This window comes from Caulobacter sp., from assembly GCF_017744445.1.
In the GTDB taxonomy this organism is placed as follows: domain Bacteria; phylum Pseudomonadota; class Alphaproteobacteria; order Caulobacterales; family Caulobacteraceae; genus Caulobacter.
On the sequence record NZ_JAGIBH010000018.1, the window covers coordinates 48,433 to 73,189 of the forward strand.

The window sequence follows — 24,757 nt, forward strand, 5'->3', positions numbered from 1 at the left end:
GCGATGGGCGCGCGCGGGGAGGCCGCGCGCGCCCGTGTCCCTATTCGTACCGAAGCGCCGCGGCGGGATCGGCGCGCGCGACCTTGAAGGCCTGGCCGCAGACGGTCAGCAGGGCGACGAGGAGCGCCAGGAGCGTCGCCAGGGCGAAATAGGCCAGACCCAGCGAAATACGTTGGTCAAAGCCGTTCAACCACTCGCGCATCAGGCCATAGGCGAGCGGCCAGGCCACGAGGTTGGCGATCAGCACCGGGCGCAGGAATTGGCCCGCCAGGAGACGGAAGATGTCAGCGGTGGACGCGCCCAGCACCTTGCGGATCCCGATCTCCTTGGTGCGCCGCTCGCTGTTGAACGCCGCCAAGCCATAGAGGCCCAGGCAACCGATCAAGCAGGCGACGACAGCGCCAAGGGTGATGAGCCGCGCGCGGCGCTCGTCGGGCTGATAGAAAGGATCGAGCGCGGCCTCGACGGTTTGCCCCTTGAACGGCGCATTGGGCAGGGTTTGGCGCCAGGCGCGCGCTAGGCGTTCCATGACGAGGCCGGGGTCTCCATCGTAGCGAACGATCAGCGTCTCCAAGCCAGTGAGCGAAGCGCCGGGGGCGCTGTTGAGGAAGTAGACCAGGGGCGGCACCTTCTCGCGAGGCGAGCCATAGCGGGCGTCCTTCATCACCCCAACGATCCGCAGTTCATCGTCGCCGACCCGCAGCCACTGGCCGACCGCCGCCTGAGCGGTCGAAAATTCCAGCGCCTTGGCGGCCGCCTGGTTGATGACGACATTGACGCCATTGGCCGTGCGGCCCTTGTCCGCCGCGCCGACCCGGCCAAGATCATCGAGGGCGTTTGTCTTGTCGAGCGGCCGGCCCGCCGCCACGCCCATGCCCAAGGTCTTGAAGTAGTCGGGCGCGACAAACTCCATCGACAGGGACGGATCGGCCGTCGAGCCGGTGCGGGTGAACTTCGTGCTGCGCGCGACGCCGCCGCGCCCGGGATAGCGGCCCGAAATGGTCGCGCTCGTCACGCCATCGGTTCTGCGGAACGCCGCCAGCACCGTGTCACGACGCGGCAGGATGTCGGGGCCATCCACCCCCGGGACCACGATCAGGCCCTGTCGCTGAAAGCCCAGCTCAGCGCGTCGAACGAACTGGGCTTGCGCAAAGACCACGGCGGTGGCGATGAGCAAGGCGATCGAGACGGAGAACTGCGCGACGACCAGCACTTCACGCACCAGGGCCGCGGCGCGGCCGCCGCCAGGCGCCTTGGCCGAAGCCAGGACGGCGGCGGGCTCGTAGCGCGACAGCACCAGGGCCGGATATATGCCGGCCGCCAGTCCCACCAGGACCGCCACGGGGATCAGCAGGCGCAGAACGCCGTCCGCGCCGAGGTAGTGCAACTGCAGCTTGCCGCCCAAGGCGCTGTTGACCAGCGGCAGGCTGAGCTCGACCAAGGCCAAGGCGATCAGCGCCGAGACCAGGCTGACGATCACCGCCTCGATCAGGAACTGCGCCATCAGGGCGCTGCGTGTCGCGCCAAAGGCCTTGCGCAGCCCCACCTCGCGGGCCCGGAGCACCGCGCGGGCGGTGGAGAGGTTGACGTAGTTGATGATCGCCAGCCCCAGGGTCAGGACGCCGATGACCTGCAGGGTGATGACGAAACGCCGATCCACGCCGGGCTTGAACTGGCCCATCTGCTCGGCGTTGAAGTGCAGGTCGGTGAGAGGCTCAAGCTTCAGACCCAACCATTCATGCACGTCCCCGCCACCCCGCCGGCGCATGACGTCCGCCAGGGCCGCGTCGATCGGTGTCGCGGCGGCCGCGCGCGGCAGGCGCACATAGGTCAGGTAGTTGGTGGCGTTCCACTGGTCGAGATACTCGGCCGATTCCGGCAAGACCGATCTGTCGAGCAAGGCCAGGAAGTCAATCTTCAGGTGGGTGTTTTCGGGCAGGTCCTTGAGCACGGCGGCCACGACATAGTCGCGCGGTTGGCCGTCCAGGGTGAGGGTCAGGCGCTCGCCCATGGCGTTGGCCTCGCCAAAGTATTTGCGCGCCGCGGTTTGGCTCAGCACCAGCTTGCCTGGCCCGGCAAGCGCCTGGGCCCGGTCACCCGCCGCCAAGGGAAGGTCGAAGACGTCGAAGAAGCTGGCGTCGGCGAAGATGATCTCCTCGTAGTCGGCCTGCTCGCCGCGGCGCACCGCAAAGGCGCGGTTGAGCAGTCGGACGCCCGCCTGGATCTGAGGACCAAACTCCGCCCGCAGGTTGGGCAGGACCGGGCCGGGGATCGGCGCGATCGCCTCGCGCGGCCGTCCCGCCATGTCCATCACGCCGGTGACGCGAAAGGTGCGCTCGGCGTTGGGGATCCAGCGGTCGTAGCTGAGCTCGAACCGCGTCGCGATGGTCAGGGTGAGGAACACCGCCAGCCCCACGGCCAGGCCCAGGATGTTCAGGGCCGAGAAGAGCTTGTGGCGCAGCAGCGAGCGATAGAGCGTCAGGACGTAGCTCTTGAGCATGGCGTTCTCCCTCAGACCGCGCGGCGGGCGCTGGCGACGATCCGGCCGTCCAGCATGTTGACGACCCGCTTGGCCTGATCGGCCTGGCTGGCCGAGTGGGTGACCATGACGATGGTGGCGCCCTCCTGGTTCAGGCTCTTGAGGATATCCATGACCTGGGCGCCGTTGGCGGTGTCGAGGTTGCCGGTCGGCTCGTCGGCCAGCAGCAGGGCCGGCTCGCCGACGATGGCGCGGGCGATGGCGGCGCGCTGCTGCTGACCGCCCGACAGCTGATGGGGGTGGTGCTTGGCGCGATGGCCCACGCCGACCCGGTCCATGGCGTCGGCGACCAGCGCTTTGCGGTTCTTCGGCGAGTCCTTGCGATAGGTCAGGCCCAGCTCGATGTTCTCGGCGACCGTCAGTTCGTCGATCAGATTGAAGCTCTGGAAGATGAAGCCGAGCTTGTCTCGCCGCAGGGCGGCCCGATCGCGTTCGGACATGTCGCTGACCTTGTGGCTCAGGAAGAGATGCTGGCCCTCGGTGGGGCGATCGATCAGGCCCAGCACGTTTAGCAAGGTCGACTTGCCTGAGCCTGACGGACCCATGACCGCGACGAACTCGCCGGCCGTGACGTTCAGCTCGATGTCGCGGAGCGCGGTCGTCTCCACCGCGTCGGATTGGTACAGGCGATTGACGCCGGCCAGGGTGATCATCGGATCGTCCTTCAGCGGAGGATGAGGCGGGTTTCTTGCGCGAACCCGTCATAGGAAGAGGTCAGGACGCGCTCGCCGGGCCGTAACCCCGAGAGCACTTCGACATATTGCGGATTGCGCCGGCCGACCCGGATGGCCCGGCGCGCGGCGCGTCGGCCGTCTGGGCCAACAACGAACACCCAGCTGCCGCCGCCGGCTTGCATGAACGGGCCGTTGGGCAGGACGAGCGCCTGGCGCGTGGCGCCGAGCGTCAGTTCCAGGTCCAGGCTCTGGCCGCGACGCAAGGCGGGCGGCGTCGCGCCCTCGAACGCCAGGTCGATCTGGAAGCGGCCCTGGCGGACTTGCGGCAGGATGCGGCTGACCGTCAGCCGATAGGCCTTGCCCTCATATTGCGCCGTGGCGACCTGGCCCGGATTGACGCGACCCAGATAGTACTCGTCGACATCGGCGGTCAGCTTGTAGTCGTTCTCGCTGTCGATCTGGCCCACGCGCTGGCCGGCGGTCACGGTCTGGCCCAACTGCAGGTCGAAGGCTGTCAGCCGGCCGGCCACCGGGGCGCGCAGCTTCAGCGCCTCCAGGCTGGCGCGCACCGAGGCCATGTTGTCGTGCAGCTGGGACTGCATCTGCCGGATTTCCTGGGCCTGACCGCGCATCATGCCGACCTCCGGCTGGATCGAAGCCTCCAGCGCCGCGACCCTGGCGCGGTGGTGGGCCGCCTCGCCGGTGACAGCCTTCAGCTCGGCGTCCGACACGATGTCCTGATCGTGCAGCCGCTGCCGAACACCCAGCTTCTGCTCGGCCTGGAGGAGGTCGAAACGCGCCTGGGCCAGCTCACGGTCGCGGTCGACGCGGCTTCGCGCGATCTGCAGCAACTGGCCGCGCGCATCGCCCAGGCGGGCGGAGATGTCGGCCTCGCGCGCGCCGACCTCAAGCGCCAGCTGCGGGTTGGTCAGCGTCGCGAGCAGTTCGCCCGCGCCGACCAAGGCGCCATCGGCGGCGATCAGGCGCTCGACCCGGCCACCCTCCACAGCGTCCAGATACACCGTGACCCGAGGCGTGACCTGGGCCCGGGCCGGCACGAAGTCGTGGAAGGCGGCCGGCCTGACCGTGGTGATTTCCGCGTTCTCAGCCTCGATCGCCAGCGCGCCGGGCGGCGAAAAGACGAGGTACGCGACCATGGCGATGACAAGCGCGCCGCCCCCGAGGACAAGGGGCAGCCAGCGCCGGCGAGGTTTACGGGCGACCACGCGGTCCATGCCCGCGCCGGGGGCTGTAGAGAAGGGTGTCGGATCCATGCCTCATTAGGCGGGCGGGTTGGGAGGATCGCCAAACCCTGAGAGTTTACTTGCACTTCCTGGCCAAGCGCGCGAAGCAGGTGTCCGAAAACGAACACTTGTCCGGTCAGGCTTGGTGACGAAAGACGCGTCCGTCCGTCCTGTGATTCTCGTCGTTGATGACGACCCAGACATCCTCCAGTCGGTGCGGGTGTTGCTGTCGCGCGAGGGCATGGAGCCTCATGGCGCCAGCGGTCCCGCCGCCGCCCTGAAGCTGCTCGGCGAGCACAGCTTTGACGCGGTCCTGCTGGACTTGAACTTCAGTCGCGGCGCGACGTCGGGCGACGAGGGGTTGAGCTGCCTGCAGGATATCCTGGCCCACGATCCCGACGCGGTGGTGGTGGTCATCACCGGTCACAGCGGGATCAATATCGCCGTCAGCGCCATGCGGGCGGGCGCGAGCGACTTCGTCACCAAACCGTGGAGCAACGAGCGCCTGGCCACGACCGTGGCGACCGCCGTGGAGTTGCGTCGCCGTCGGCGCCAAGCCCGCGCCTTCCAGGCCGAGAACACCGCGCTCGTCCAAGACGCCTATCAGGAGGCGATGCTCCTGGGCTCTTGCCCGGCCATGTCTCGACTGCGCGGCTTGATCGCGAAGGCGGGACCCACCGAGGCCAATGTCCTGGTGCTGGGTGAGCACGGCTCGGGCAAGGAGCTTGTCGCGCGCGCGCTCCACCAGGCTTCGCCGCGCGCCCCAGGGCCGTTTATCCCGGTCGATCTGGCGGCCCTGGCCGAAGCCAATTTCGAAGCCGAATTGTTTGGCCAGCGCGGCGGCGGCGAGGATCGACCAGGACGTCTGGCCGCGGCGCATGGCGGGACCTTGTTCCTGGACGAGGTCGGCCACTTGCCGCTCGCCCTTCAGGTCAAGCTGCTCTCGGCCATCGAGCGTCGCCAGGTCACGCCCGTCGGCGGCGACACGCCCGTGCCGTTGAACGCCCGGATCATCGCCGCGACCAATCTGCCGCGCCCCCAGCTCTATTCCGAGAGCGTGTTTCGCGCCGATCTGCTCTATCGGCTCAACACCGTGGAGTTGATCGTCCCGCCGCTGCGCGAGCGGGGGGACGACATCGTCGAGCTGGCCAGGCACTATTTGAAGCTCTACGCCCGACGCTACGGCCGTCCGGAGAAGAAGCCCTTGTCGGACGCCGCCGGGTTGGCGCTCAAGGCCGACGCCTGGCCTGGCAACGTCCGGGCGCTGCGTCATGCCATGGAACGGGCGGTGATCCTGAGCGAGGGCGCAAGCTACGCGGCCGAGGACTTCGTCCTCAGCCGCGCGCCGGCGCCGTCGCGCCGATCAGGGTTCGCCGCGCCGACGGACGATCTCAACCTTGAACGGGCCGAAAAGGCCAAGATCGTCCAAGCGCTGCAGAAGCACCACTACAATGTCAGCCACGCGGCCCGCGATCTGGGTCTGACCCGGGCGGCGCTGTACCGGCGGATGGACAAGCATGGTCTCTAAGCCCGCCTCGCGCCTGGCCATTCGCCTTGGGATCCTGTTCCTGGCTGGAGCGGGCGCCCAGGCGGCCTGGAACGCCGGCTACTTCGCCAGCCTGGCGATCTGCGCTGGAATCGGCGTCTGGGCGATCAGCCGGATCGCCGCCGAGGCGCTGGAAGCGCGGGCGGGGCTGGAGGCTACGGAGGAAAGGCTGCACGGCGCCCTGCTCGACAGAGAGCGGCAGGCAAAGACCCTGACGGCTTTCCTCGATCACGCCCCCGCGCCGCTGCTGGCCATGCGTGGACGAGATCGTATCGAGGCGATCAATCTCGCCGCCCGGCGGATGTTTGGGACCGACGACGTGATCGTCGATCCGCCCCAGGCGCTGGTGGCGTCGATGCTAGGTTTGGAGCCGGGCGTGCGCGGAGCGCTCAGCTTGGACATCACCGGCTCCCCGCGCGCCTACGCCCTGACGATGGCCGAGCTCGTCAGCGAAGGCGACGTCGTGCGCATCGCGGTCCTGATGGACGTCCAGGCCGAGGTGCAGGTGGCCGAAGCCGCCGCGCATCGAGAGCTGATGCTGGTGCTCTCGCACGAGATCATGAACTCGATGACGCCGGTGACCTCCTTGGCCCAGACGGCGGCTGGGCTGTTGCGCGATGTCGATCGGCAGGACGAGGCGCTGCGGCAAGCCCAGCAGTCGGTGGAAAGCCTGTCGCGTCGCTCCGCCGAACTGCTCCGGTTCGTCGACAGCTATCGCACTCTGGCCAGGCTGCCAGAGCCTCAGAAGACGCCGACCGATCTGACCCGACTGCTGGAGGACATGGCCCACCTTTTCCGAGGGCGATGGGATGAACAGGGCGTGGCGCTACGCTCTGACATCGCGTCGGGCTTGCGGGGGCGCCTGGATGGAACGCTCCTCTCGCAGGCGGTGCTCAATGTCCTGACCAACGCCGCCGAGGCCGCATTGGCCCGAGCCGATAAGCCCTGGGTGCTCTTGATGGCCCGAGATCATGGCGAGCACTTTCAGATCACGATCGAGGATAGCGGCTCAGGCTTTGGCGACCTCGATCCGGCGCTGGTGTTCCGTCCGTTTCTGAGCAGCAAGCCAGGCGGCAGCGGCATTGGGCTGACCATAACCCGCCAAATCGTTCTGGCTCATGGCGGCGACGTCGTGGCGGAAGCCGCGCCCGGAGGCGGCGCACGCTTCACCATCCTCGTTTGAGGGCCGTTAGCGCTCGCCTGTGGGGTTGCCGCGCCCAGATCAAGGTTCGGCTTCCGGCGCGACCCCGATCGGCGTGGCTGTCGCGATCACGAGCGCTTTGGTCGAAGACGGCCGGACCGCGCGTCAACGTCGGGTGACGATCCGGATGGGCCTGGAATGAACGGCGGCCTTCAGAGCCTGTCAGGGCGCCTCGGGCGCCGATTGCGTCGCGTGCGCCTCCTCACCGCTAAAGACCAGGGTCCGCGTGATCCCGTTGCGGCGGATATTCACCTGGTTGACCTCGTCGTCATAGATATCGGCGAACATGGCGGCCCTGACCGTGACGGGCGCGCCGACATCGTGAGCGGAGACCTTGCCGGCATATTCCAGGCGGACCTCGTCGGCCCCGAGCGTCATCGCCTTGAGCGTCAGGTCGACGGCCGCGCCGTCAACCGCGAGCGTGAACGTCTCCAGCATGTAGGCCTTGAAGGCCTCGATCGCCTCTGGATCGTCCAGGCTGGCCTGGGCGTCTGGCGCGATCTTGGCCAGGGCCGGCTCGGCGTCGTGCGCCGCGATCCGGTGGCTGACCATGATCCCACCGGTCCTGGCGTCGATCTCCACGACGCTGAGCGCGCCGTGGCCGCGATGCGCGGCCGCCGGAACGGGGGCGAGCAAAAGGCTCGCCGCCGCGATCATGACGGCCGCACGCATGCTCACTTCGCGCCTTCGTCCTTCTTGGCGTCGTCCTTCTTCGGCTCTTCGGCGGGCAGGGTGGCCAGGCCGCCCGGCTCGACCTTGAGGTTGGCGTCTTTCATGCGGTTGGCCGTGTCTGGCGCCTTCTGGATCTTGAGCGTCATCGGTGCGATGGCGCCCTCATAGACATTGTTGCCGCGATCGGCGTCGGCGGTTTCCCAGAGCGGATCAAGTTCGGCGCCCTTCAGGTCCTTGGGCGAGACGTACTGCCAGGTGACCTGCTTGGAATTCTTTCGCCAGATCTCGGCCGGAATGCGGACGGTCTGGGTGCTGCCGTCGGTGAAGTCCATCTTCAGGATGACCGGCATCACCAGGCCGCCGATGTTGCGGAAGGTAAAGCGGTAGAAGTTGTCCTTCAGCTCTTGAGCCGCACGCTCTTCGGGCGTCAGGTCCTCGAGCGCCGTCTTGGCCTTCTTGCGGCTGCTCTCGAAGACCGAGAACTGATCGGTCTCGTTATAGAAGTCCCGGACCTTAGGGTCGCGCTCCACCACCGTCGCGCCGGTGTTGTTGGCGGCGGTGCGCGATTGCGGCTCCTTGGCGTCCAGGCTCTTGCGGGCGCTGGCCTCGATGTCGGGGTCGCCGCTGTCCAGGCGCGCCTTGACGATCTTGTCCAGCGCGATGTCGACATGGTCGGTCGAGTAGAACCAGCCGCGCCAGAACCAGTCCAGATCGACGCCAGACGACTCTTCCATGGTGCGGAAGAAGTCGTACGGGGTCGGGTGCTTGAAGCGCCAGCGGTTGGCGTACTCCTTGAAAGCGCGATCGAAGAGCTCGCGGCCCATGACCGTCTCGCGCAGGATCACCAGGGCCGTGGCCGGCTTGGAGTAGCCGTTCGGGCCGAACTGGATGACCGAGTCCGATTGGGTCATCAGCGGCACCTGGTCCTGACTGACCATGTACTCGACGATGTCCTTGGGCTCGCCGCGGCGCGACGGGAACGCCTTGTCCCACTGCACCTCGGCCTGGAACTCGAGGAAGCTGTTGAGGCCCTCGTCCATCCAGGTCCACTGGCGCTCGTCGGAATTGACAATCATCGGGAAGTAGTTGTGGCCGACCTCGTGGATGACCACGCCGATCAGGCCATACTTGGCGCGTTCGGTGTAGGTGAGAGCGCCGGTCTTCTTGTCCTTCACCGGCCGCGGGCCGTTGAAGCTGATCATCGGATACTCCATCCCGCCGACCGGGCCGTTGACCGACTGGGCCACCGGATAGGGGTAGGCGAAGGTGAAGTCTGAATAGACCTTCAGGGTGTGGGCGATGGACTTGGTGGAATAGGCGTCCCACAGCGGACGGGCTTCCTTCGGGAAGAAGGACATGGCCATGACCACCGGGTGGGCCGCGTCGCCCGCCTGCTTCACGCCCAAAGCGTCCCAGACGAACTTGCGCGAGCTGGCCCAGCCGAAGTCGCGGACGTTGCTGGCCTGGAAGACCCAGGTCTTTTCGGTCTTGGCCTTGCCCTTTTCGGCCGCCAGGGCCTCTTCGGGCGTCACGACATAGACCGGCTCGCTGGCCGTGCGGGCCTTTGCCAGGCGGTCGCGCTGGGCGGCGCTCAGGACGGCGGCCGCGTTCTGCAGGACGCCGGTGGCCGAGACCACGTGGTCGGACGGCACGGTCAGGGCGACGCGGTAGTCGCCGAATTCCAGGGTGAACTCGCCCGCGCCGAGGAAGGCCTTGTTGTGCCAGCCTTCGTAGTCCGAATAGACGGCCAGGCGCGGGAACCACTGGGCGCCCTCATAGATGCAGTTGCCGTCCTCGCCCTTGCCGGTGAAGCACTCATAACCGCTACGGCCGCCGACGACCTTGTTCTCGATCATCGGCAGCGACCATTCGATGGTCAGCTTGGTTTCGCCGCCGTTGGCGCGCACCGCCGCCGGCAGATCGACGCGCAGCAGGGTGTCGACCACGGTGAACTTCAGCGGACGACCCGAAGCGTCCTTCACCGACGTGATGGTGAAACCGCCTTCCCAGTCCTTGAAGCGCTGGATGCGGCGCACCTGGCCCAGGCTGATGGTGTCGCCAGAGACGGTCTCGGTCAGCTTGCTGATCGAGTTGCGCTTGGCGTCCTGCTCCAGCAGCAGCCACAGATAGGGCAGGCTGTCGGGGGAGTTGTTCTTGTAGGTGATCGTCTCGCGGCCCGTCAGCAGCTTGGTGTCTTCGTCCAGGCGCACGGCGACGTCGTAGTCGACCTTCTGCTGCCAATAGCGATAGCCCGGCGCGCCCGCGGCGTTGCGGTAGTCGCTCGGGGACGGCCAGTCCTCGCCTTCCAACTGGCGGAACTTGTCGTCGAACGGCGCCTTGGTCTGCTTGATGGCGTCGGCGTGAGCCACGGAAACGGCGAGCGCGGCCGCGATAACGCCGGCCACGGCGTAACGGATGGAACGCTTGGACAACTTTTGAGAGCCCCTCAGAATGCGGACGGAAACCGCATTGGGACCTTGGCGATGCAGGACGGGGAAATCATCCCTTTTTCGCGGCGCGTGTCAGAAATTGAGTTTCATGCCCACGCGAACGGCGCGCGGCTCCACGGGATGGAAATGGACGTCCTCAACGCCCCGCGCCGGCTCGCCGGGCAAGCGCGAGGCGTAGGCATAGGCGATGTCGTCCCGCTTGCTGTTGGTCACATTCAGGACCTCAACCACCAGGCTGGCGCGGCCGAAGTCCCGCGCCAAGAGCGCATTGACCAGGCTGGTGGGCCGCGAGCGGACGGAATTGTCCTCGAGCAGCGGCGCCCCGCCAAGGCGGCGATAGGTGAGCGACAGGGTCGAGCTATCGGTCAGGCTCCAGCTGGCGCCGGCGCTGATCACCGCGTCGACAGCGTTTGGGATGCGGTCGCCGGTGTTGAAGCGCGCGTGGGTCCCGGCGTAGGCGGCGGTGATGTTGAGGCGCGAGGTCGCACGCCAGTCGGCCAGCAACTCAACGCCCTTGCGGCGGGTCGCGCTGGCCGCCTCGGTGAAGCCAGCGTCGCCGACATAGACCAGTTCGGAGTCGACACGCAGCGCCCAGGCCGCCGCCGTCAGGGTCAGGCCCTCGTGCATCCAGCGCAGGCCCAGTTCCGCGCCGTCCGTCGGCGACAGCAACGGGGCGCGCTCGGCTGGATCACCGGTAACCGGATCGATGGCGATCACCGCGCCGCGAGCGTCGTTCGAGTGGAAGCCGCGGCCAGCGTCGGCGTAGAGTTCGAAGACCTTCGAGATCCGCCATGCCAGGGCCAGCTTGGGGCTGACCAGGATGTCGCCGACCTGGCCGGCGTTGCGCGGATCACCGGCCCGAACGTCCGCGCCCATGGCGTCGGCGCGCAGGCCAAAGGTGGCGTCCAGCTTGCCGAACTGTCGGATGGCCTCGCCCCACAGGGCCGTCGACCATTCGGTCAGGGCGTCCTGGCGCACGGTCGCGCGGCGCACGCGGGCGGTGGTGCGATAAAGGCCAACCTTTCCGATGTCGTCCACGCGCGCCGAGACGCCGGCGCGCAAGCGCCAGCCGCCGGTCGGGGTCCAACGCTTCGTCAGCGCGCCGCCATAGATCCAGCGCTGGTCGGCCTGCTGGAACTGGTCGCCATTGACCGGGTCGTCGAGGAAGTAGGTGAAGTTCGAATAGAGATCGAGCTTGTAGCGCTGGATGTAGACCACCGTGTCCAGCCCGCGCAGCAGGTCGCGGCGTCGAGCCGACAGCATGTAGCGCGAGGTCTGGCCGCCATCGGTCGTGTCGACGGCGTCGAGCCTGCCGAGTGTCCCGGCCTCGACCGCGCGGCGCGGGATCTGGTCGGTGGCGTTCCAGCCGGCGTCGTAGGCGAGCGCGGTGATCGACCAGCCGTCGACGATGGCGCGGCCCAGCAGGTTGATCTTCTTGCTGTCCTCCGGCGTCGACCACGCGCCGCGGGTCGTGGAGAGGTCGGCGGCGACCAGGACCTTCTGGCTGAGCGCTTTCGACCCTACGACACGATAATAGTCGTTCTCGCCGACCCAGGCCTGCAGGCCATCGCCGTGCAAGTGGTCTGCGGTCTCGAACGCGACCGCGCCGGCGGTGGCGAAGTCGCCGTTCTCGGCCGCGTAGGGGCCCTTCCTAAAGCCGATGTCGTGGACGAACTCCGGCGTCAGAACGTTGAGATCGAGGTAGCCCTGGCCATGGCCATGCGAGGGCAGATTCAGCGGTACGCCGTCCAGCGACGCAGCCAGGTCGGTGCCGTGGTCCAGGTTGAAGCCGCGCAAGAAGTACTGATTGGCCTTGCCCGCGCCCGAGTGCTGGGTGGCGGCAAGGCCCGGCACGGCCTCGATCAGTTCACCGGGGCGCAGCAGCGGCCGCACGGCGAAGTCTGCATAGGCGATGCGGCCCTCGCTGGCGGATTTGGCGCGGCCGATCTCATTGGCGCGTCGGCCCCAGACCGCGACTGTCTCGACCTCTTGGGCCTGCGCGGTTGCACCCAAGATCGCCGCCAGTGACGTGGCGGCCAGCACGCTGCTCAGACGTGAGCCCGCGCATTTTCGATATTGGCGCGGAGCGATCCGGCTACGCTTCACTGCGACAGGCCCAAGGCGCGACATTACGGGAATTCCAATGTCCAATCCGCGAATTGAGCCTCTCGGCCAGATGGACGGCAGAAGCGCCAGTTGCGGCTTTGACCGTATGACGACAGCGGAGTCTAGTGTGACGAGCGCCCCTCGTCCGACTCTGTAAGACGGAGCCCAACGTCCGCGCCTTGAAGGCATGCCAACGTCAGCAGATGGCGCTGATGCCCACTCGTCATCTGCCTCCGGCTTTGGAGGAAGTATCGCGCGTTTTGCGCGATCAATTTTTCAGTGGTCTGTGTTCCCGAACCGGCGCGAACGAGTCCTTACTCCGAGCTGGCAAGGGCCTGTTGCTGGCGTGAAAGCCGTATCGGCTCGTGACGGCTTCGCCGACGCACTCGCATTAGGATTGTGTTACTCTCGCCCAATCGGGAGGGTGACGTGCGGGTTGACGAGCGGGAGTTCCAGGCGATTGGCCTTCTGTGGGGCGAGCTCACAGAGTTTCCGGCGGGTGATGTGGCGGGCGCCCGGGAGCATTGCTTTGCGGAGTTGGCCCGGATTATCGGGTCGGAGAATGTTTTCTGGGTCGCGGCGCATCAGGCCGCGCCCGACGCGGGCGATCTGCTTGACGGATGGCGGCCGCGCGCGGTGGCGCGGCTGCATAGTAATCCGGCGCTGGATCAGAAGCTGGCCGACGTGATCCGGCAGATGAACGGCGCGACCGTCGATCCCATGACGCTGGCCAACAATCGCGAGGCCGGCCGCACTCGGGCGTTTCTGCGCGGGGAACTTGTCGCGGATGAGACCTGGGAGCGCAGTGCGCTGGTCAACGAGACCCTGCGGCCGCGCGGTGTCCGTGACCGGATCATTGCGACCCTGCCGCTTCCCGGTGGTCGCGAGGCCCACATCGGCCTGGACCGCGGGCCGAGCGACCGGTTCTTCGGCGAACGCGAGCGGGACCTGCTGCACCTGTTCCTGCTCGGGTCGCAGGCGTTCCACCACGAGCAGTTCCTGGCCTATGGCGTGGCGCTGCCGGCGCTGACCCCGCGCGAGCGGGCGGTGCTGTCGCTGCTGCTGACCGAGATGACCGAGCGCGAGATCGGCGAAGCCCTGGGCCTGACCTGGCGCAGCACCCACCAGTACTGTGTCTCGATCTTCCGCAAGTGCGGCGTGCGGGGGCGGCTGGGCCTGATGGCCCTGTGGCTGCGTAATCCTGGCGCGCGACCCCCTGCTACCTAGCAGAATTGGCAGGTTCGCCGCCCTCGCTAGGTTGATCCCGCTGTTGTGGGGCAGGCGAGGGGATCTGGACGATGGGGCGATCGCGACGCGATCGGAACGGCAGCTGGCGCGCGGCCGTCATGGCCTGTACGGCTCTGGTTCCGCTGCTGGCGCCGGACATGGCGCGGGCCGGGCCCGAGACGCCGACCGTCGTCGCTGGTCAGGTCACAGTGTCCGGCGCCGGGCCGGTCCTGACGGTCACGCAAGGCACTGACCGGGCCATCGTCAACTGGCAGAGCTTCTCTATCGCGCCGGGCGAGACCACGCGCTTCGTGCAGCCCTCGGCGACGGCGGCGATCCTGAACCGGGTGACCGGCGCCGATCCGTCGGCGATCATGGGGCAGCTCAGCGCCAACGGCCGGGTCTATCTGATCAATCCCAACGGCGTGGTGATCGGTCCGCAGGGGCGGGTCGAGGCGGGCGGCTTCGTCGCCTCGACGCTGGATGCGTCCAACAGCGACTTCCTGAGTGGCGGGCCCCTGCGGTTCGCCGGCGCCTCGACGGCCGGGGTCAAGGTCTTGGGCGCGCTGAAGGTCGAGGGCGGTGACGCGGTGCTGGTCGCTCGGCGGGTCGAGAACGCCGGCCGCATCGAGGCGGCCGACGGCCAGGCGGTTCTGGCGGCGGGCGGCTCGGTGCTCTACGTGCCCGGCGGCGGCGACATCGTCATTGAGACGCCGGCCGAGGGCGCTCTCGTCGACAACAGCGGCGCGATCACGGCAGCCGCGGCGCAGCTGCGGGCGGCGGGCGGCGCCTACGCCCTGGCGGTGCGGTCGACCGGCGAGGTCTCGGCGACCAGCGTGCGCAACGTCGGCGGACGAATCGTGCTGGACGCCGGCGAGGGAGAGGCCAGCCTGGACGGGACCCTGCGCGCCCGCGACGGCGACAAGGGCGGCCAGGTGGTGGTCGCGGGGCGGACGATCGGCCTCACCGAGACCGCCCTGATCGACGCCTCCGGTCCCCTGGGCGGCGGACGCGTGGCAGTCGGCGGCGGCGCGCACGGCGCCGACGCCACCATCCGTAACGCCGAGCGGGTCACAGTCGCGGCCGGCGCCCGTCTCGAGGCCAGCGCGACGACGCGCGGCGACGGCGGGACCCTGGTGGTCTGGTCGGACCGCGAGACCGATTTTCGGGGCGCGATCAAGGGGCGCGGGGGCGTCGAGGGCGGCAACGGCGGCTGGGCCGAGGTGTCGGGCAAGACCCTGACCTATCGCGGCCGGACCGACATGAGCGCGCCGCTAGGGCGGGCCGGCAAGTTGCTGCTCGATCCGGCCGACCTGACGATCGACGGGACCTTTGCAACCTCGATCGTCAACGATCTTCTGGGAGCCGATTTCGAGATCGTCGTCGACAACGAGCTGACCGTGGCGTCGGACATCATCAGCGCCGCGCCCCAGTCGCTGAGGCTTGTGGCGCCGACGATCCGGATCAATGCCGACATCACCGTCGGCGGGACGCTGAGCTTCGACGGCAATGCGGGCGCGGGTCTTCCCCCCAATGCCTTGACCTCGGCCTCCGGCGCGGACCTGAACGCGTCGACCATCTTCCTGCAGAGCCTCTTTGAGACGGTGGATCTGCAGGGACGCGTGACGACGCCGTCGCTGCAGTTGAACGGCGGGAGCGGCGGCTATTTCAGCATCGCCAACGCAAACAACGATATCGACGACGCCTTCGTCATCAATGACCAGAACTTCTCCGGCAACTTCAGACTGGCTACGACCGGAAACCTCCAGCTCTGGGGCGATTTCCTGAATGCGAACGGCAATATCGACGTCGTCGCCGACGGAGACCTGAGCGTCAACCTGCCGCTTATGGCGACCCAGGTCACCCTGGTCGCCGGCGACGCCTTTAAGAACCTCAAGGGAACGACCCTGTTCAGCGCGGGCTACGGCCGGGCGGTGATCTATTCCGACCCGACCGGCTTCGACGCCGGCGGCCTGACGTTCCCGAACTACGTCAACGTCAACTATCCCAGCGATCCGTTCACCGGCGACGCGATCTACCTGGCCGGCTCGACGCCGCGGCCGGTGCTGACCGTCACCGCCAACGACGCGTCGAGGATGTACGGCCAGGCCAACCCGGCCTTCTCGGCCCGTTATAGCGGCGGCTCGGTCTCGGACCTGTACGCGCCGGTGCAGTTCCGGATCCTCGGCCCGGGGGTCAATGTCGGGACCTACGGCATCCAGCCTTATGGCGCGTCGTCGATCACCCATGACCTGAGCTATGTCGACGGCGTGCTGACCGTGACGCCGGCGCCGCTGACCATGACCGCCCTGAACGCCACGCGCGCCTACGGCGAGGCCAATCCCGGCTTCGGTTTCAGCTATGCCGGCTTCGTCAATGGCGACACCTCCGCCGTCGTCTCGGGCCTGACCCTGAACACGACCGCAACTGTCAGGTCCAAGGTGGGCGACTACGCCATCGTCGGCTCAGGCGCGCAGGCGGCCAACTACACGATCCGCTATGTCGACGGCGTCCTCAGCATCACGCCAGCCGTGCTGGTCATCACGGCCAATGACGCCACGCGGCTCTACGGCGCGAGCAACCCAGGCTTTTCGGCCAGCTATTCGGGCCTGGTGAACGGCGAAACCGCGTCGGTGGTTTCGGGCCTGAGCTTCAGCACCACAGCGTCCAAGATGTCGGGCGTGGGCGACTACGCCATCGTCGGGTCGGGTGCGCGGGCGGCCAACTATACGATCCTCTACGCCAACGGGCGGCTCAACGTCACCCCGGCGCCGCTGGTCATCACGATCGACAACGTCACGCGGGTCTATGGCGCGAGCAATCCGACCTTCACCGCCAGCTACTCGGGCCTGCTCAACAATGACACCTCGGCGGTGGTCTCGGGCCTCGCCTTGTTCACCGAGGCGACCGCAGGGTCCGACGTAGGCGACTACGTCATCCTCGGCGCGAACGCGCGGGCGGCCAACTACGCGATCCGCTATGTCGACGGCCGCCTGCGCGTCACCCGCGCGCCGCTCGTCATCACCGCCAGCAGCGTCTCGCGCCTCTATGGCGACCAGAATCCGACCCTCACGGCGACCTATTCGGGCCTCGTCAACGGCGACAACGCCAGCGTGGTGTCGGGCCTGACGTTCGCCACCTCGGCCGCCGCCGGCTCCGACGTCGGGACCTACGCCATCACGCTGGGTGGCGGCAGCGCGACCAACTACGCCATCACCCGCGTCAACGGGATCATGACGGTCACACCGGCGCCCCTGACCATCCGCGCCAACAACGCCCAGATCACCCAGAACGCGACGCTGCCGACCTTCGGAGCCAGCATCGAGGGTCTGCGCAACAGTGACACCGCCGACCTGGTGTCGTTGACCTACGCCACGAACGCGGGCGGCACGGGGAAGCCCGGGACCTATTCAATCACCCCGGGCGGCCGACTGACGCGCGGGAACAACTACACGCTGCGCTTCGTCGATGGCGTCCTGACCGTCGTCGAGGCGCCGCCCATCGTCACGATCCAGCCGCCGCCCAGCGATACTTCCGGCGAACTGATCGTCGACATCGGCGGCGACAAGACGGACGCCGACAAGGCGCTGGAGGAATTCGGCAAGGACCTGGACGCGGCTAAGGCCAACCAGCAGGTCGTCATCTGCGGCGTCAGCTGCCAGATCTTCAAGGGCGCGGCGCGCGACGAGTTCAACGACGTCCTCGACGACGTCGCCAGTCTGTTCAGCGGAGGCGGCGCCAAGATGACGGCGGCGGACATCAAGCTGGCGCTCGCCGACCCAGCGTCTTCCATCGCCACCATGTCCTCGCTGATGCCGTATCTCTATGCGCGACTGGAAGAGATCCTGACCAGGCCCGAGCCCTGGTCGACCAGCGAAGCGGCCTATGTCGAGTCGATCCGGGCCTATATCGAGGCCCAGCGCAAGGCCAATGCCGACTACGCCCTGGCCGAGTACCAGAAGTGGGCGCTGGCGCAGTACGAGATCAAACGCGCCGTCATGGACACCGTCGACGAGGGCGGGATTGGCAACACCGCCGCCGGGGTCATCCAGGCGGGTATCCACGGCAACGAGCCACCCATTCCGCCGCAGGCGCTGCTGGACCAGTTCAAGGTGGGTCTGGTGCTCGACAACGGGTCGTTCGCGACCTACGCGGGCCTCGCCATCGACCTGGGGCGACAGGTGGAGATGGAGGATGGCTCGACGGCCGGCGGCGCGGCGTCGAAGGCCAGCAGCGCCACCCTGGCCGTCGCCGAGGCCCTGCTGAAGGGCCCGGGGTTCGCGCCCGGCAAGGCCATGCAGACCGTCAAGGAAATGGGCGGGATCGCAGAGAAGATCGTCGACGTCATCACGCCCTTCGCGCGGGGCGCCAAAAGGAAGCTGCTGGTCCAGGCCAACCTGGCCGGGTCCGGCGTCAAGGCCGTGTCCGAAACCACCGACGTGACCACCGATGTTGCGAAGGTCGCCGGCAAGAATGTCGACGAGGTCCTGGATGGCGCCCAGGCGGCCGGCAAGCTGGCCAAGACGGTCAAGTCGGTCAAGGCCATCCCGGTCCTGGGGCTGGTTCTGGGCATCCTGGCCGACGCGGTCGGCGTGGGCATCACCACCGTGACCTATGTCCAGATCGGCGACTTCAACAAGGACTTCGACAACGCCTACGCCCAGGCCCAGGCGCCAGTCACGATCGACCAGTTGCGGGCGATGACTAAGGATCAGTCCGGCCAATTGGGGCTGTTCAACTACATGATGACCATGGCCGCGACCAACGGCCAGCCGCCCGACGTGCCCAAACCCACCATGACGCGCGTCCAGGTCACCCGAACCGCGATGTTGACCTACTGATGGCGCGGTCCCCAAACATGATGGCCAGCGGTGTTGCGGCCGGTCTCCTGACACTGCTGGGCGGGCAGGGGGCCTGGGCCCAGGCCCAGCCGGCGATCGCCGCGTCGCCCGCGCAGGTCCTGAAGCGGGTCGTCCTGCTGGCGACGCCCGAGGCGTCCAACCCCGCCGGCCTGCCGGTCGAGGGCGCGGCCGTCGAGAGGGACGCCGCCCTGGTCTTATCCCAGGCCCAGGCGAGTGCCGTCCTGCAACCGCTGATCGGGCGTCCGATGGACAGCCAGACCTTGAGCGCCGCCCGCGCCGCCGTGTCGAGCGCCTATGCCGGGATCGGCCGGCCGTTCGTCGGCGTGTTCATCCCGCGCCAGGACGTCACCAACGGCGTGCTGCAGCTGGTGGTGCTGGAGGCGCGGCTGGGTAAGCTGCAGGTCATGGGCGCCCGCTGGTTTCCCGAGGACAGCTATCGCGAAGCCGTGCGCCTGCGGCCGGGCCAGCCGATCGACGCGCCGCAGCTCCAGGCTGGCATCGACCGGCTGAACCGCAACCCCTATCGCAAGGTCACGGTCGTGGCCGCGCCAGGCGAGACGATCGGGACGACCGACATCAACCTGCGGGTCGAGGATCGTCGGCCGTTTTCGGTCAATGCCGGCCTGGACAATACGGGGACGGACGCCACCGGTCTCTATCGCGGCAGCCTGGGTTTCGACTGGGGCGACGCCTTCGGGCGCGGGGACTCGCTGAACTACCAGTTCAGCGGCAGCGTCGAGTCCGCCGCCGTGCGCCAGCACGCCCTGGCCTATTCGGCCGGCCTGCCTCGGGGGCACAGCCTGAACCTGTCGGCTTCGTTTGCCCGCAGTCGTTCGGACGACGACAGCATCTTTTCCAGCACCGGCGACTCGATCATCGCGGCCGTCCGCTACGGCTTGCCGCTACCGCGCCGAGGGGCGATCGAGCAGAGCCTGACCCTGGGCTTCGACTACAAGGACACCGACAACGATATCCTGTTCGGCGGGGTAAGCGTCTTCCCTAGCCGATCGCAGGTGGAGCAGCTGGTGGTCGACTATTCCCTCCAGGCCTCGAGGGCGGGGGTGACGGGCGGGGTGACCGCTACCCTGGTCGCCAGTCCGGGCGGCTGGTCGGCGCACAATGACGACGCGGCCTTCAACCTGCAGCGCGCGGGGGCAGATTCTCGCTACGCCTATGCTCGGCTGTCGGCCTCGGGTGGCCTCGTGCTGCCACGCGGGGCGGTTTGGCAGACGCGCCTGGTGGGGCAGGTCAGCGACGGCCCGCTGCTGGCCAGCGAGCAGCTGTCCCTGGCGGGGGTCAACGCCGTGCGCGGCTTCATCGAGCAGGGCGCAGTCCGCGACCACGGCGTTGTCTGGCGCAACGAGCTGCGCGCGCCGGCCAAGGCTCTGGGCTGGCCGATCGACGGCGGCGGCAGTCTATCGGCGTACTGGTTCCTGGACGGCGCGGCAGGCGGCAATCGGCGGGGCCTTCCCGGCGCCAGCGGCGCCTGGACAAGCCTGGCGGCCACCGGTGTTGGCGCGGACCTTCAGCTGACACCGCGCTCGGTGTTTCGGATCAGCGTCGGCGCGCCGGTCCTGCGCGAGGGCGCGACCGGCCGGACCCTGGCGGCGCAGTTAGGATTGCAGGCCGCGTTCTAGGCGAACGCCGGCTGATGGCGCCGAAGGTCGCCTTCCTGGAGCGACGCCAACGTCCGCTCATGGCGCGATTTGACCGTTCGAGCCGCCGGGGGAGACGGTCCGCTTCCTCCCAAAAGTCGACTTGAAAGTCAGGCGTTTGAAAGGGTCTGCGGTTCAATTCCGCCAACGTGAGCCAATGTCCGTTTGCGACCCATAGCGGACCTTGCAGCTAAGGTTGCGTTGGGCTTGATTGTCTACCGTCCGGCACGAATAGCGTGTCTACTCCGAAGGCTTTTCGTGAATATCGAGTTGCTGAGTAACGTACCTGGCGGTCACGAACTCGTTTCATGGTTTGGCTACGCACCGCGTTTTCATGACGCTGAAGTCCTTGGGGTTACGCTGGATCGGATAGGTGCCACCTGCTCGATCAAGGTCCATGGGTTTGAAATGACCCGCGAAGTCGATGCTGCGGGCTTCTATGTTTGCACGAAGCACGTAGTCGTCACCTTCCTGCTCGGCGACCTTACGAGTCTTGAGTTCGCTGATTTCAACCACCAAAACGCTTTAATGGGGTTGTCCATCAAACGTGGTTTGGACGGGCAGTTCCGGCTCGAACTGGATCCCGCGAACGGCCTCGAAGGCGTAGTTGAGGGCTGGACCTTAGAAATCTCTATCGAGCCTGACATGCCTGCTGGCAGTCAGTATCAAAAGCTCGGTTGAACATCCGTCCATCACTGGTCGCCTGCCAATGTCGAAGTCGTCTTTGAGATCGGCACCGATCCATTGTGGACAAAAACTCAGCACCGCCGCAAGATGTATCTAAGAATGAATTTTGCTCTAGCGAGCCTGATTGGCGAACGCGTTGAATGAAAAACGAGAACCTCAAACACGCAATATTAGCTATCGCACTAGCGATATTTGTGTTCATTGCTCCCGTTCTGAGTCCCGCTTCGCACCTTTGGCGACATGGCGAGCCCTATATATGGGCGATATATGCGGCCGGTGTAGCTGTGACATCGATCGTCCTCTTTGTTGTGCTTCGCCATTCATCCCGGCAGCGATAGATACCCGCATGGGTCGGATACCTAGGCGGAAATGGCCAGACGTTCTCTAGCTCGATGACTTGGCCCGCTATTTTCAGTCTTATCGGCCCTCGCATTGTTCGCCCTCTCGAACCACAAAACGCGCGGCGTTGACCTTCAAGGCCACGACACGCCGCGCCCGGGGCGCCAAGCACTCGGTCTATGTCGTGCTGCTTCATGATCCGCGTCGCGCCGATCCCTGGGCCTCTATGTCGACCAGCACGGTCTTGAGGTGTTCGGCCTCGGTCAGGTCGGACAGCCTCGGCTCGGCCAGGCGGCCACGCCGGGGGCCTGGATCGAGGCGGCGCGGTTGATGAAGTCGAACATAAAGTTGAACACGACTTCACTGTTGGGCCGGCTCAAAAGCCCTGCAAGCCGTCGCATGTTGATCCGCCAGCCCTTCGGGTCGATGAACAGGAACGCGAAGGCGCGGGGTGGAATGTCGCGCAGGATCGTCGGAGCCTGGTCGATAAACGAGCCCGGATAGGTCTTGACGTCCACATCGGGGAAGAGCGCCCGGGCGGCTTGCAGATTGGCGTAGGCGGTGGGGTCCTTCTGACCAGATAGGCCGACATCCGGACATCCCGCCCATACGACCGCCAGCTGGCCTTGGCTCGGGTTCCTTGGCGCTGAAAGACAAGGACAGCCAAAGGGAGGCCGTCAGGTCTCGTAGCGCGCTCCCTGGCCGTGGTGACCTTGGCGGCGATCTCGCCAAGGCGCCGGTCTCGACGTTCCACATCCAATCCGACCCCGCGCGCATACTGACGCTCGACCGCCGCAGCGCCGGCCAGAAGATCGCAATGGGTGAAGCTTCCGGTGATGGAGGGAGGCCAGACCGGCTCTCGTCTGTCGGCATTGACCACGGGAAAGTCGTAGACGCCCAGTTGCGACAACGCCCCGCGCGCGCAATGACGGCCCATACGGTAATCTCGCTCCCCACGCGCATGGACCCGACGTGAGGAAAGATAGCTTTCTTCGGCAGGCAACAACGGCGAAGGCGTCCCGGTCATCGGGCAAAACATGGTCGCGACCGCCCTTGGGAACAGACGCGCAGCGCCCAACTCAAGCGGGGGTGGATCAACCGGACAGGTGGCATAGGGGCGCGATCCCTTTCAAGAAATCAGCTTAGACGCTTTCGGCCGCCGTCCGATCTCGACCACGGACGCGAGCCTGACGGTCAGCCAACAATATGATGCGCTCGGTCAAATGACCTCAGAGACCGGCGGCGTGGGCACATAACGACACGGCGATGTCTCCGAGATCGTCGATGCGCTAATCTTCTAACGGCATGGCTGAAGCTACTGACGAGGGGCGACGGCGCCGTCAGGTAAATTGCCGCAAGTTGAAGTAACCCAATACTTGGCCATTTTGGGCGAAGGCCTTCGCCCAAGCGTCATGAGCCTTGGCGCGGAAGGGCGGCCGTCACGTGTCTGAAGGCGCGATCGTTTCCGCAAGCTCGCTCAGCGCGCGTTGCTGGTGCGAGTTCATGCGGATGAAAGCGCTGGCCAATCGCGTCGAATAGGGCGCCACAAAGAATTCAGTAAAATGGTCAAATAGCGATTGCCGCTCGTTTTCTTCTACTCCTTCAAAGAAGGCCGCAGGCGACATTTCCAGAACGCGAGCCACCTCGAACAGCTTGGACGCGGAAATGCGGTTGGCGCCACGTTCGTACTTTTGGATCTGCTGAGCACTGACGCCAATCGCCTTTCCCAGATCATCCAGGGTGAGATCAGAAAACTGTCGATACGCACGTAATAACTTACCAATACGAACATCGACGGGATCTGGCGCCGATATTTCGACGTCGCTCATGAGTAGGGGACTCGCACAGAGATAGAAACGAAGGCGGACTAGCGAGAGATCTCGTCATCAAGGCGAGCCGTGGTTCTGGTCCTGGCGCCAAATGAAACGAGGCTTGGCGAAGGGATCGCGGCCTGTTTACGGACAAGCGGCCCCGCCGACGGGCTCGTTGGCCATGAGCGCCTTGGCGGCGGCGTCGAACAACGGGTTGCGGCCTGTGCGCCAAGCTTGGTTGTAAGCGGTCCGCACGGTGTTGAGCCAATCGGCGCGCCGCGCGAGGACGGGGCAGGCCGAGCCCAGGCGGGACACTGTCTTGGAAGGCGCTGAAGCGACGGCGTATTGGCCATAGACATCGACCGAAACGCCCAACGGCAAGGCGTTGCGCCCCACCAGGCCCGAAGCGGTTTTTTGCCGTGCAAGTTCCGACAGGCGTTGCTTTTGGGTCTCAACAGCGAGCGACGTTTTCTCTGGCAGCCATTGCGGGCGCGCTATTTCGACGCCGTCCAGGAAGGCGACGTTACGCCCCTCGGCGGTGATCAAGTTGCCGGCGACGGGGAACGAAAGCTCGCTGGCGCACCAGGCCTGCGCAATCAGACGCACCGAGCAGGTCTTGGCGTCGCCAGTTTCAGTACAAGCGTTTGAGACCCATTTGGCCGCCAAATCCGCGCTGGGATTGGCCAGCATCACCCAGCCGCTCAAACCTTGGCGCTGATAAGTGCATTCACTCACCGGAACGCCAGAATACATCGGGTTATCCAGCCTGGGACGGCTACAAACCGCGCCCTGCTGAGCATCCTCATAGAAGCGTGGCTTGGCCAGCAGGGTCCTGACGCCATTGGCCAGCCCCTGTTCCAGGTCCGACGCCCCGAGCGTGGCCTGGATCTGCGCGGTAGCCTGGGCCACGCAGTCGGCCGCTTGGGCGGGCGCGGCGGCGATGACGAGGCTCGCCGCGACGAAGAAAGGCAGAACGCGTTGCATTTTTTGCGCACCATGGATGGCTGGGTGACGGCGGCCAGATCTGCTCGAGTTTAGCCTGGGCCGTAGACGTTGAGGACTTCGTAGGATTGTGACGTGCCGCCGCGGCCGTCGGAGACGGTGTACCAGACGACGACGGCCATGTAGGAGCCGGCCGACAGGTGCGGGGCGGTGTAGGAAATCGACGAGCCATTGTTGACGACCGAACCGAAGCTTGTGCCTGGGGTTTGGCCGTTGTTGTAGGTGACGCCGTTGATCACGCCGTAGGCGAAGTAGAAATTGTCGATCGACGTGATGGTCAGGGTGTCGTTGTCGGCGTCGGTGTCGTTGGCGCGAGGATCAAAGACCCTGGTGACGCCAGCGTAGACGGGATCGATGGTATTATAGTTAGCCACGGGCGGCCGGTTTGAATAGACGTTGATGGCGTGCTTGGCGGTGGAGGTCGCGCCCTTGCTGTCGACGACCGTGTAGCTGAAACGGATGACGTGATAGTTCTGCCGCGCGGCGCAGTTGCAGACATTGGGCGCGCGATAGCTGACGGTGTTGCCGGTCTTGGTGAGGGTGCCCAGGTCGCTGGGGGTGCCGGTGTTGCCGTAGACGAATTCCAAGGGCCCGACCGATTGCAAGGAATAGCTGTCGCCGTCGGGATCGCTGTCGTTGTCGAGCGGATAGAGGGTTGAGGTCACGCCCTGATAGGTCTCGACGGTCTGATCGACGGCGTTGGGCGCGCGATTGCCCTGGATGATGTTGAAGGTGATGGAGC

The 24,757-nt window shown here is 66.5% G+C and carries 17 protein-coding genes and 1 pseudogene; 7 read left to right on the forward strand and 11 right to left on the reverse strand.

The window, feature by feature from the left end; translation table 11 throughout:
- Positions 1-40 precede the first annotated feature (40 nt).
- From J7528_RS21315 to J7528_RS21325, 3 genes are read right to left on the reverse strand one after another with little or no spacing between them, the layout of a single operon-like run.
- Positions 41-2,500, reverse strand: a complete 2,460-nt coding sequence (locus J7528_RS21315; protein ID WP_291878690.1) for an ABC transporter permease — start codon at positions 2,498-2,500, stop codon at positions 41-43.
- Between the two features lie 11 nt (positions 2,501-2,511).
- The gene (locus J7528_RS21320; RefSeq protein WP_291878693.1) at positions 2,512-3,192 is read right to left on the reverse strand and encodes an ABC transporter ATP-binding protein; all 681 of its coding nucleotides are present in this window, start codon (positions 3,190-3,192) and stop codon (positions 2,512-2,514) included.
- Positions 3,193-3,203: 11 nt separating this feature from the next.
- A complete protein-coding gene (locus J7528_RS21325) occupies positions 3,204-4,487 on the reverse strand; it encodes an efflux RND transporter periplasmic adaptor subunit (protein WP_291878696.1) in 1,284 nt (427 codons plus the stop codon).
- 19 nt (positions 4,488-4,506) lie between these two features.
- On the opposite strand from J7528_RS21325, the gene J7528_RS21330 reads away from it, so the two are divergent.
- Together J7528_RS21330 and J7528_RS21335 are read left to right on the forward strand one after the other, a co-directional pair.
- On the forward strand, positions 4,507-5,985 hold the full coding sequence (locus tag J7528_RS21330) for a sigma-54 dependent transcriptional regulator (protein WP_291878700.1): 1,479 nt from the start codon (positions 4,507-4,509) through the stop codon (positions 5,983-5,985).
- A complete protein-coding gene (locus tag J7528_RS21335; protein ID WP_291878703.1) occupies positions 5,975-7,186 on the forward strand; it encodes a HAMP domain-containing sensor histidine kinase in 1,212 nt (403 codons plus the stop codon). Before J7528_RS21330 ends, J7528_RS21335 begins: the two co-directional genes overlap by 11 nt.
- A gap of 180 nt (positions 7,187-7,366) precedes the next feature.
- Here J7528_RS21335 and J7528_RS21340 read toward each other — a convergent pair whose 3' ends face one another.
- From J7528_RS21340 to J7528_RS21350, 3 genes are all read right to left on the reverse strand, one after another.
- Positions 7,367-7,876, reverse strand: a complete 510-nt coding sequence (locus J7528_RS21340) for a DUF6702 family protein (protein ID WP_291878705.1) — start codon at positions 7,874-7,876, stop codon at positions 7,367-7,369.
- 2 nt (positions 7,877-7,878) lie between these two features.
- A complete protein-coding gene (locus tag J7528_RS21345) occupies positions 7,879-10,308 on the reverse strand; it encodes a M1 family metallopeptidase (RefSeq protein ID WP_291878708.1) in 2,430 nt (809 codons plus the stop codon).
- Between the two features lie 90 nt (positions 10,309-10,398).
- Positions 10,399-12,378, reverse strand: coding sequence for a TonB-dependent receptor (locus J7528_RS21350; protein ID WP_291878732.1), 1,980 nt, complete (start codon positions 12,376-12,378; stop codon positions 10,399-10,401).
- Positions 12,379-12,861: 483 nt separating this feature from the next.
- On the opposite strand from J7528_RS21350, the gene J7528_RS21355 reads away from it, so the two are divergent.
- From J7528_RS21355 to J7528_RS21370, 4 genes are all read left to right on the forward strand, one after another.
- On the forward strand, positions 12,862-13,659 hold the full coding sequence (locus J7528_RS21355) for a helix-turn-helix transcriptional regulator (RefSeq protein WP_291878709.1): 798 nt from the start codon (positions 12,862-12,864) through the stop codon (positions 13,657-13,659).
- Between the two features lie 71 nt (positions 13,660-13,730).
- Complete coding sequence (locus tag J7528_RS21360) at positions 13,731-18,500, forward strand: MBG domain-containing protein (RefSeq protein ID WP_291878711.1); 4,770 nt, start codon at positions 13,731-13,733, stop codon at positions 18,498-18,500.
- Positions 18,500-20,158, forward strand: coding sequence for a ShlB/FhaC/HecB family hemolysin secretion/activation protein (locus J7528_RS21365; RefSeq protein WP_291878715.1), 1,659 nt, complete (start codon positions 18,500-18,502; stop codon positions 20,156-20,158). Before J7528_RS21360 ends, J7528_RS21365 begins: the two co-directional genes overlap by 1 nt.
- Before the next feature lie 276 nt (positions 20,159-20,434).
- Positions 20,435-20,857 carry an Imm50 family immunity protein gene (locus J7528_RS21370; RefSeq protein ID WP_291878717.1) on the forward strand — a complete coding sequence of 141 codons (423 nt, stop codon included), beginning with the start codon at positions 20,435-20,437 and terminating at the stop codon, positions 20,855-20,857.
- 608 nt (positions 20,858-21,465) lie between these two features.
- Here J7528_RS21370 and J7528_RS21375 read toward each other — a convergent pair.
- Complete coding sequence (locus J7528_RS21375; RefSeq protein ID WP_291878718.1) at positions 21,466-21,720, reverse strand: hypothetical protein; 255 nt, start codon at positions 21,718-21,720, stop codon at positions 21,466-21,468.
- Positions 21,721-22,004: 284 nt separating this feature from the next.
- Positions 22,005-22,241, reverse strand: a pseudogene (locus tag J7528_RS25620) (hypothetical protein); the annotation flags it as partial.
- A gap of 97 nt (positions 22,242-22,338) precedes the next feature.
- Here J7528_RS25620 and J7528_RS25625 point away from each other — a divergent pair.
- Positions 22,339-22,458, forward strand: a complete 120-nt coding sequence (locus tag J7528_RS25625; RefSeq protein WP_363270342.1) for a hypothetical protein — start codon at positions 22,339-22,341, stop codon at positions 22,456-22,458.
- A gap of 183 nt (positions 22,459-22,641) precedes the next feature.
- Here J7528_RS25625 and J7528_RS21380 read toward each other — a convergent pair whose 3' ends face one another.
- The 3 genes from J7528_RS21380 to J7528_RS21390 form a co-directional block, all read right to left on the reverse strand.
- On the reverse strand, positions 22,642-23,031 hold the full coding sequence (locus J7528_RS21380; RefSeq protein WP_291878721.1) for a helix-turn-helix transcriptional regulator: 390 nt from the start codon (positions 23,029-23,031) through the stop codon (positions 22,642-22,644).
- A 126-nt stretch (positions 23,032-23,157) separates the two neighbouring features.
- Positions 23,158-23,997 (reverse strand): hypothetical protein, encoded by an 840-nt coding sequence (locus tag J7528_RS21385; RefSeq protein WP_291878723.1) that lies wholly within the window; start codon positions 23,995-23,997, stop codon positions 23,158-23,160.
- 50 nt (positions 23,998-24,047) lie between these two features.
- Positions 24,048-24,757, reverse strand: a 710-nt coding sequence (locus J7528_RS21390) for an Ig-like domain-containing protein (RefSeq protein WP_291878726.1), incomplete at its 5' end; no start/stop codon positions are given.

Bases quoted from the DNA above. Each gene is read 5' to 3' on its own strand.
- J7528_RS21315 (WP_291878690.1), bottom strand. From the start codon at position 2,500: ATGCTCAAGAGCTACGTCCTGACGCTCTATCGCTCGCTGCTGCGCCAC.
- J7528_RS21320 (WP_291878693.1), bottom strand. From the start codon at position 3,192: ATGATCACCCTGGCCGGCGTCAATCGCCTGTACCAATCCGACGCGGTG.
- J7528_RS21325 (WP_291878696.1), bottom strand. From the start codon at position 4,487: ATGGATCCGACACCCTTCTCTACAGCCCCCGGCGCGGGCATGGACCGC.
- J7528_RS21335 (WP_291878703.1), top strand. From the start codon at position 5,975: ATGGTCTCTAAGCCCGCCTCGCGCCTGGCCATTCGCCTTGGGATCCTG.
- J7528_RS21340 (WP_291878705.1), bottom strand. From the start codon at position 7,876: ATGCGTGCGGCCGTCATGATCGCGGCGGCGAGCCTTTTGCTCGCCCCC.
- J7528_RS21360 (WP_291878711.1), top strand. From the start codon at position 13,731: ATGGGGCGATCGCGACGCGATCGGAACGGCAGCTGGCGCGCGGCCGTC.
- J7528_RS21365 (WP_291878715.1), top strand. From the start codon at position 18,500: ATGGCGCGGTCCCCAAACATGATGGCCAGCGGTGTTGCGGCCGGTCTC.
- J7528_RS21380 (WP_291878721.1), bottom strand. From the start codon at position 23,031: ATGAGCGACGTCGAAATATCGGCGCCAGATCCCGTCGATGTTCGTATT.
- J7528_RS21385 (WP_291878723.1), bottom strand. From the start codon at position 23,997: ATGCAACGCGTTCTGCCTTTCTTCGTCGCGGCGAGCCTCGTCATCGCC.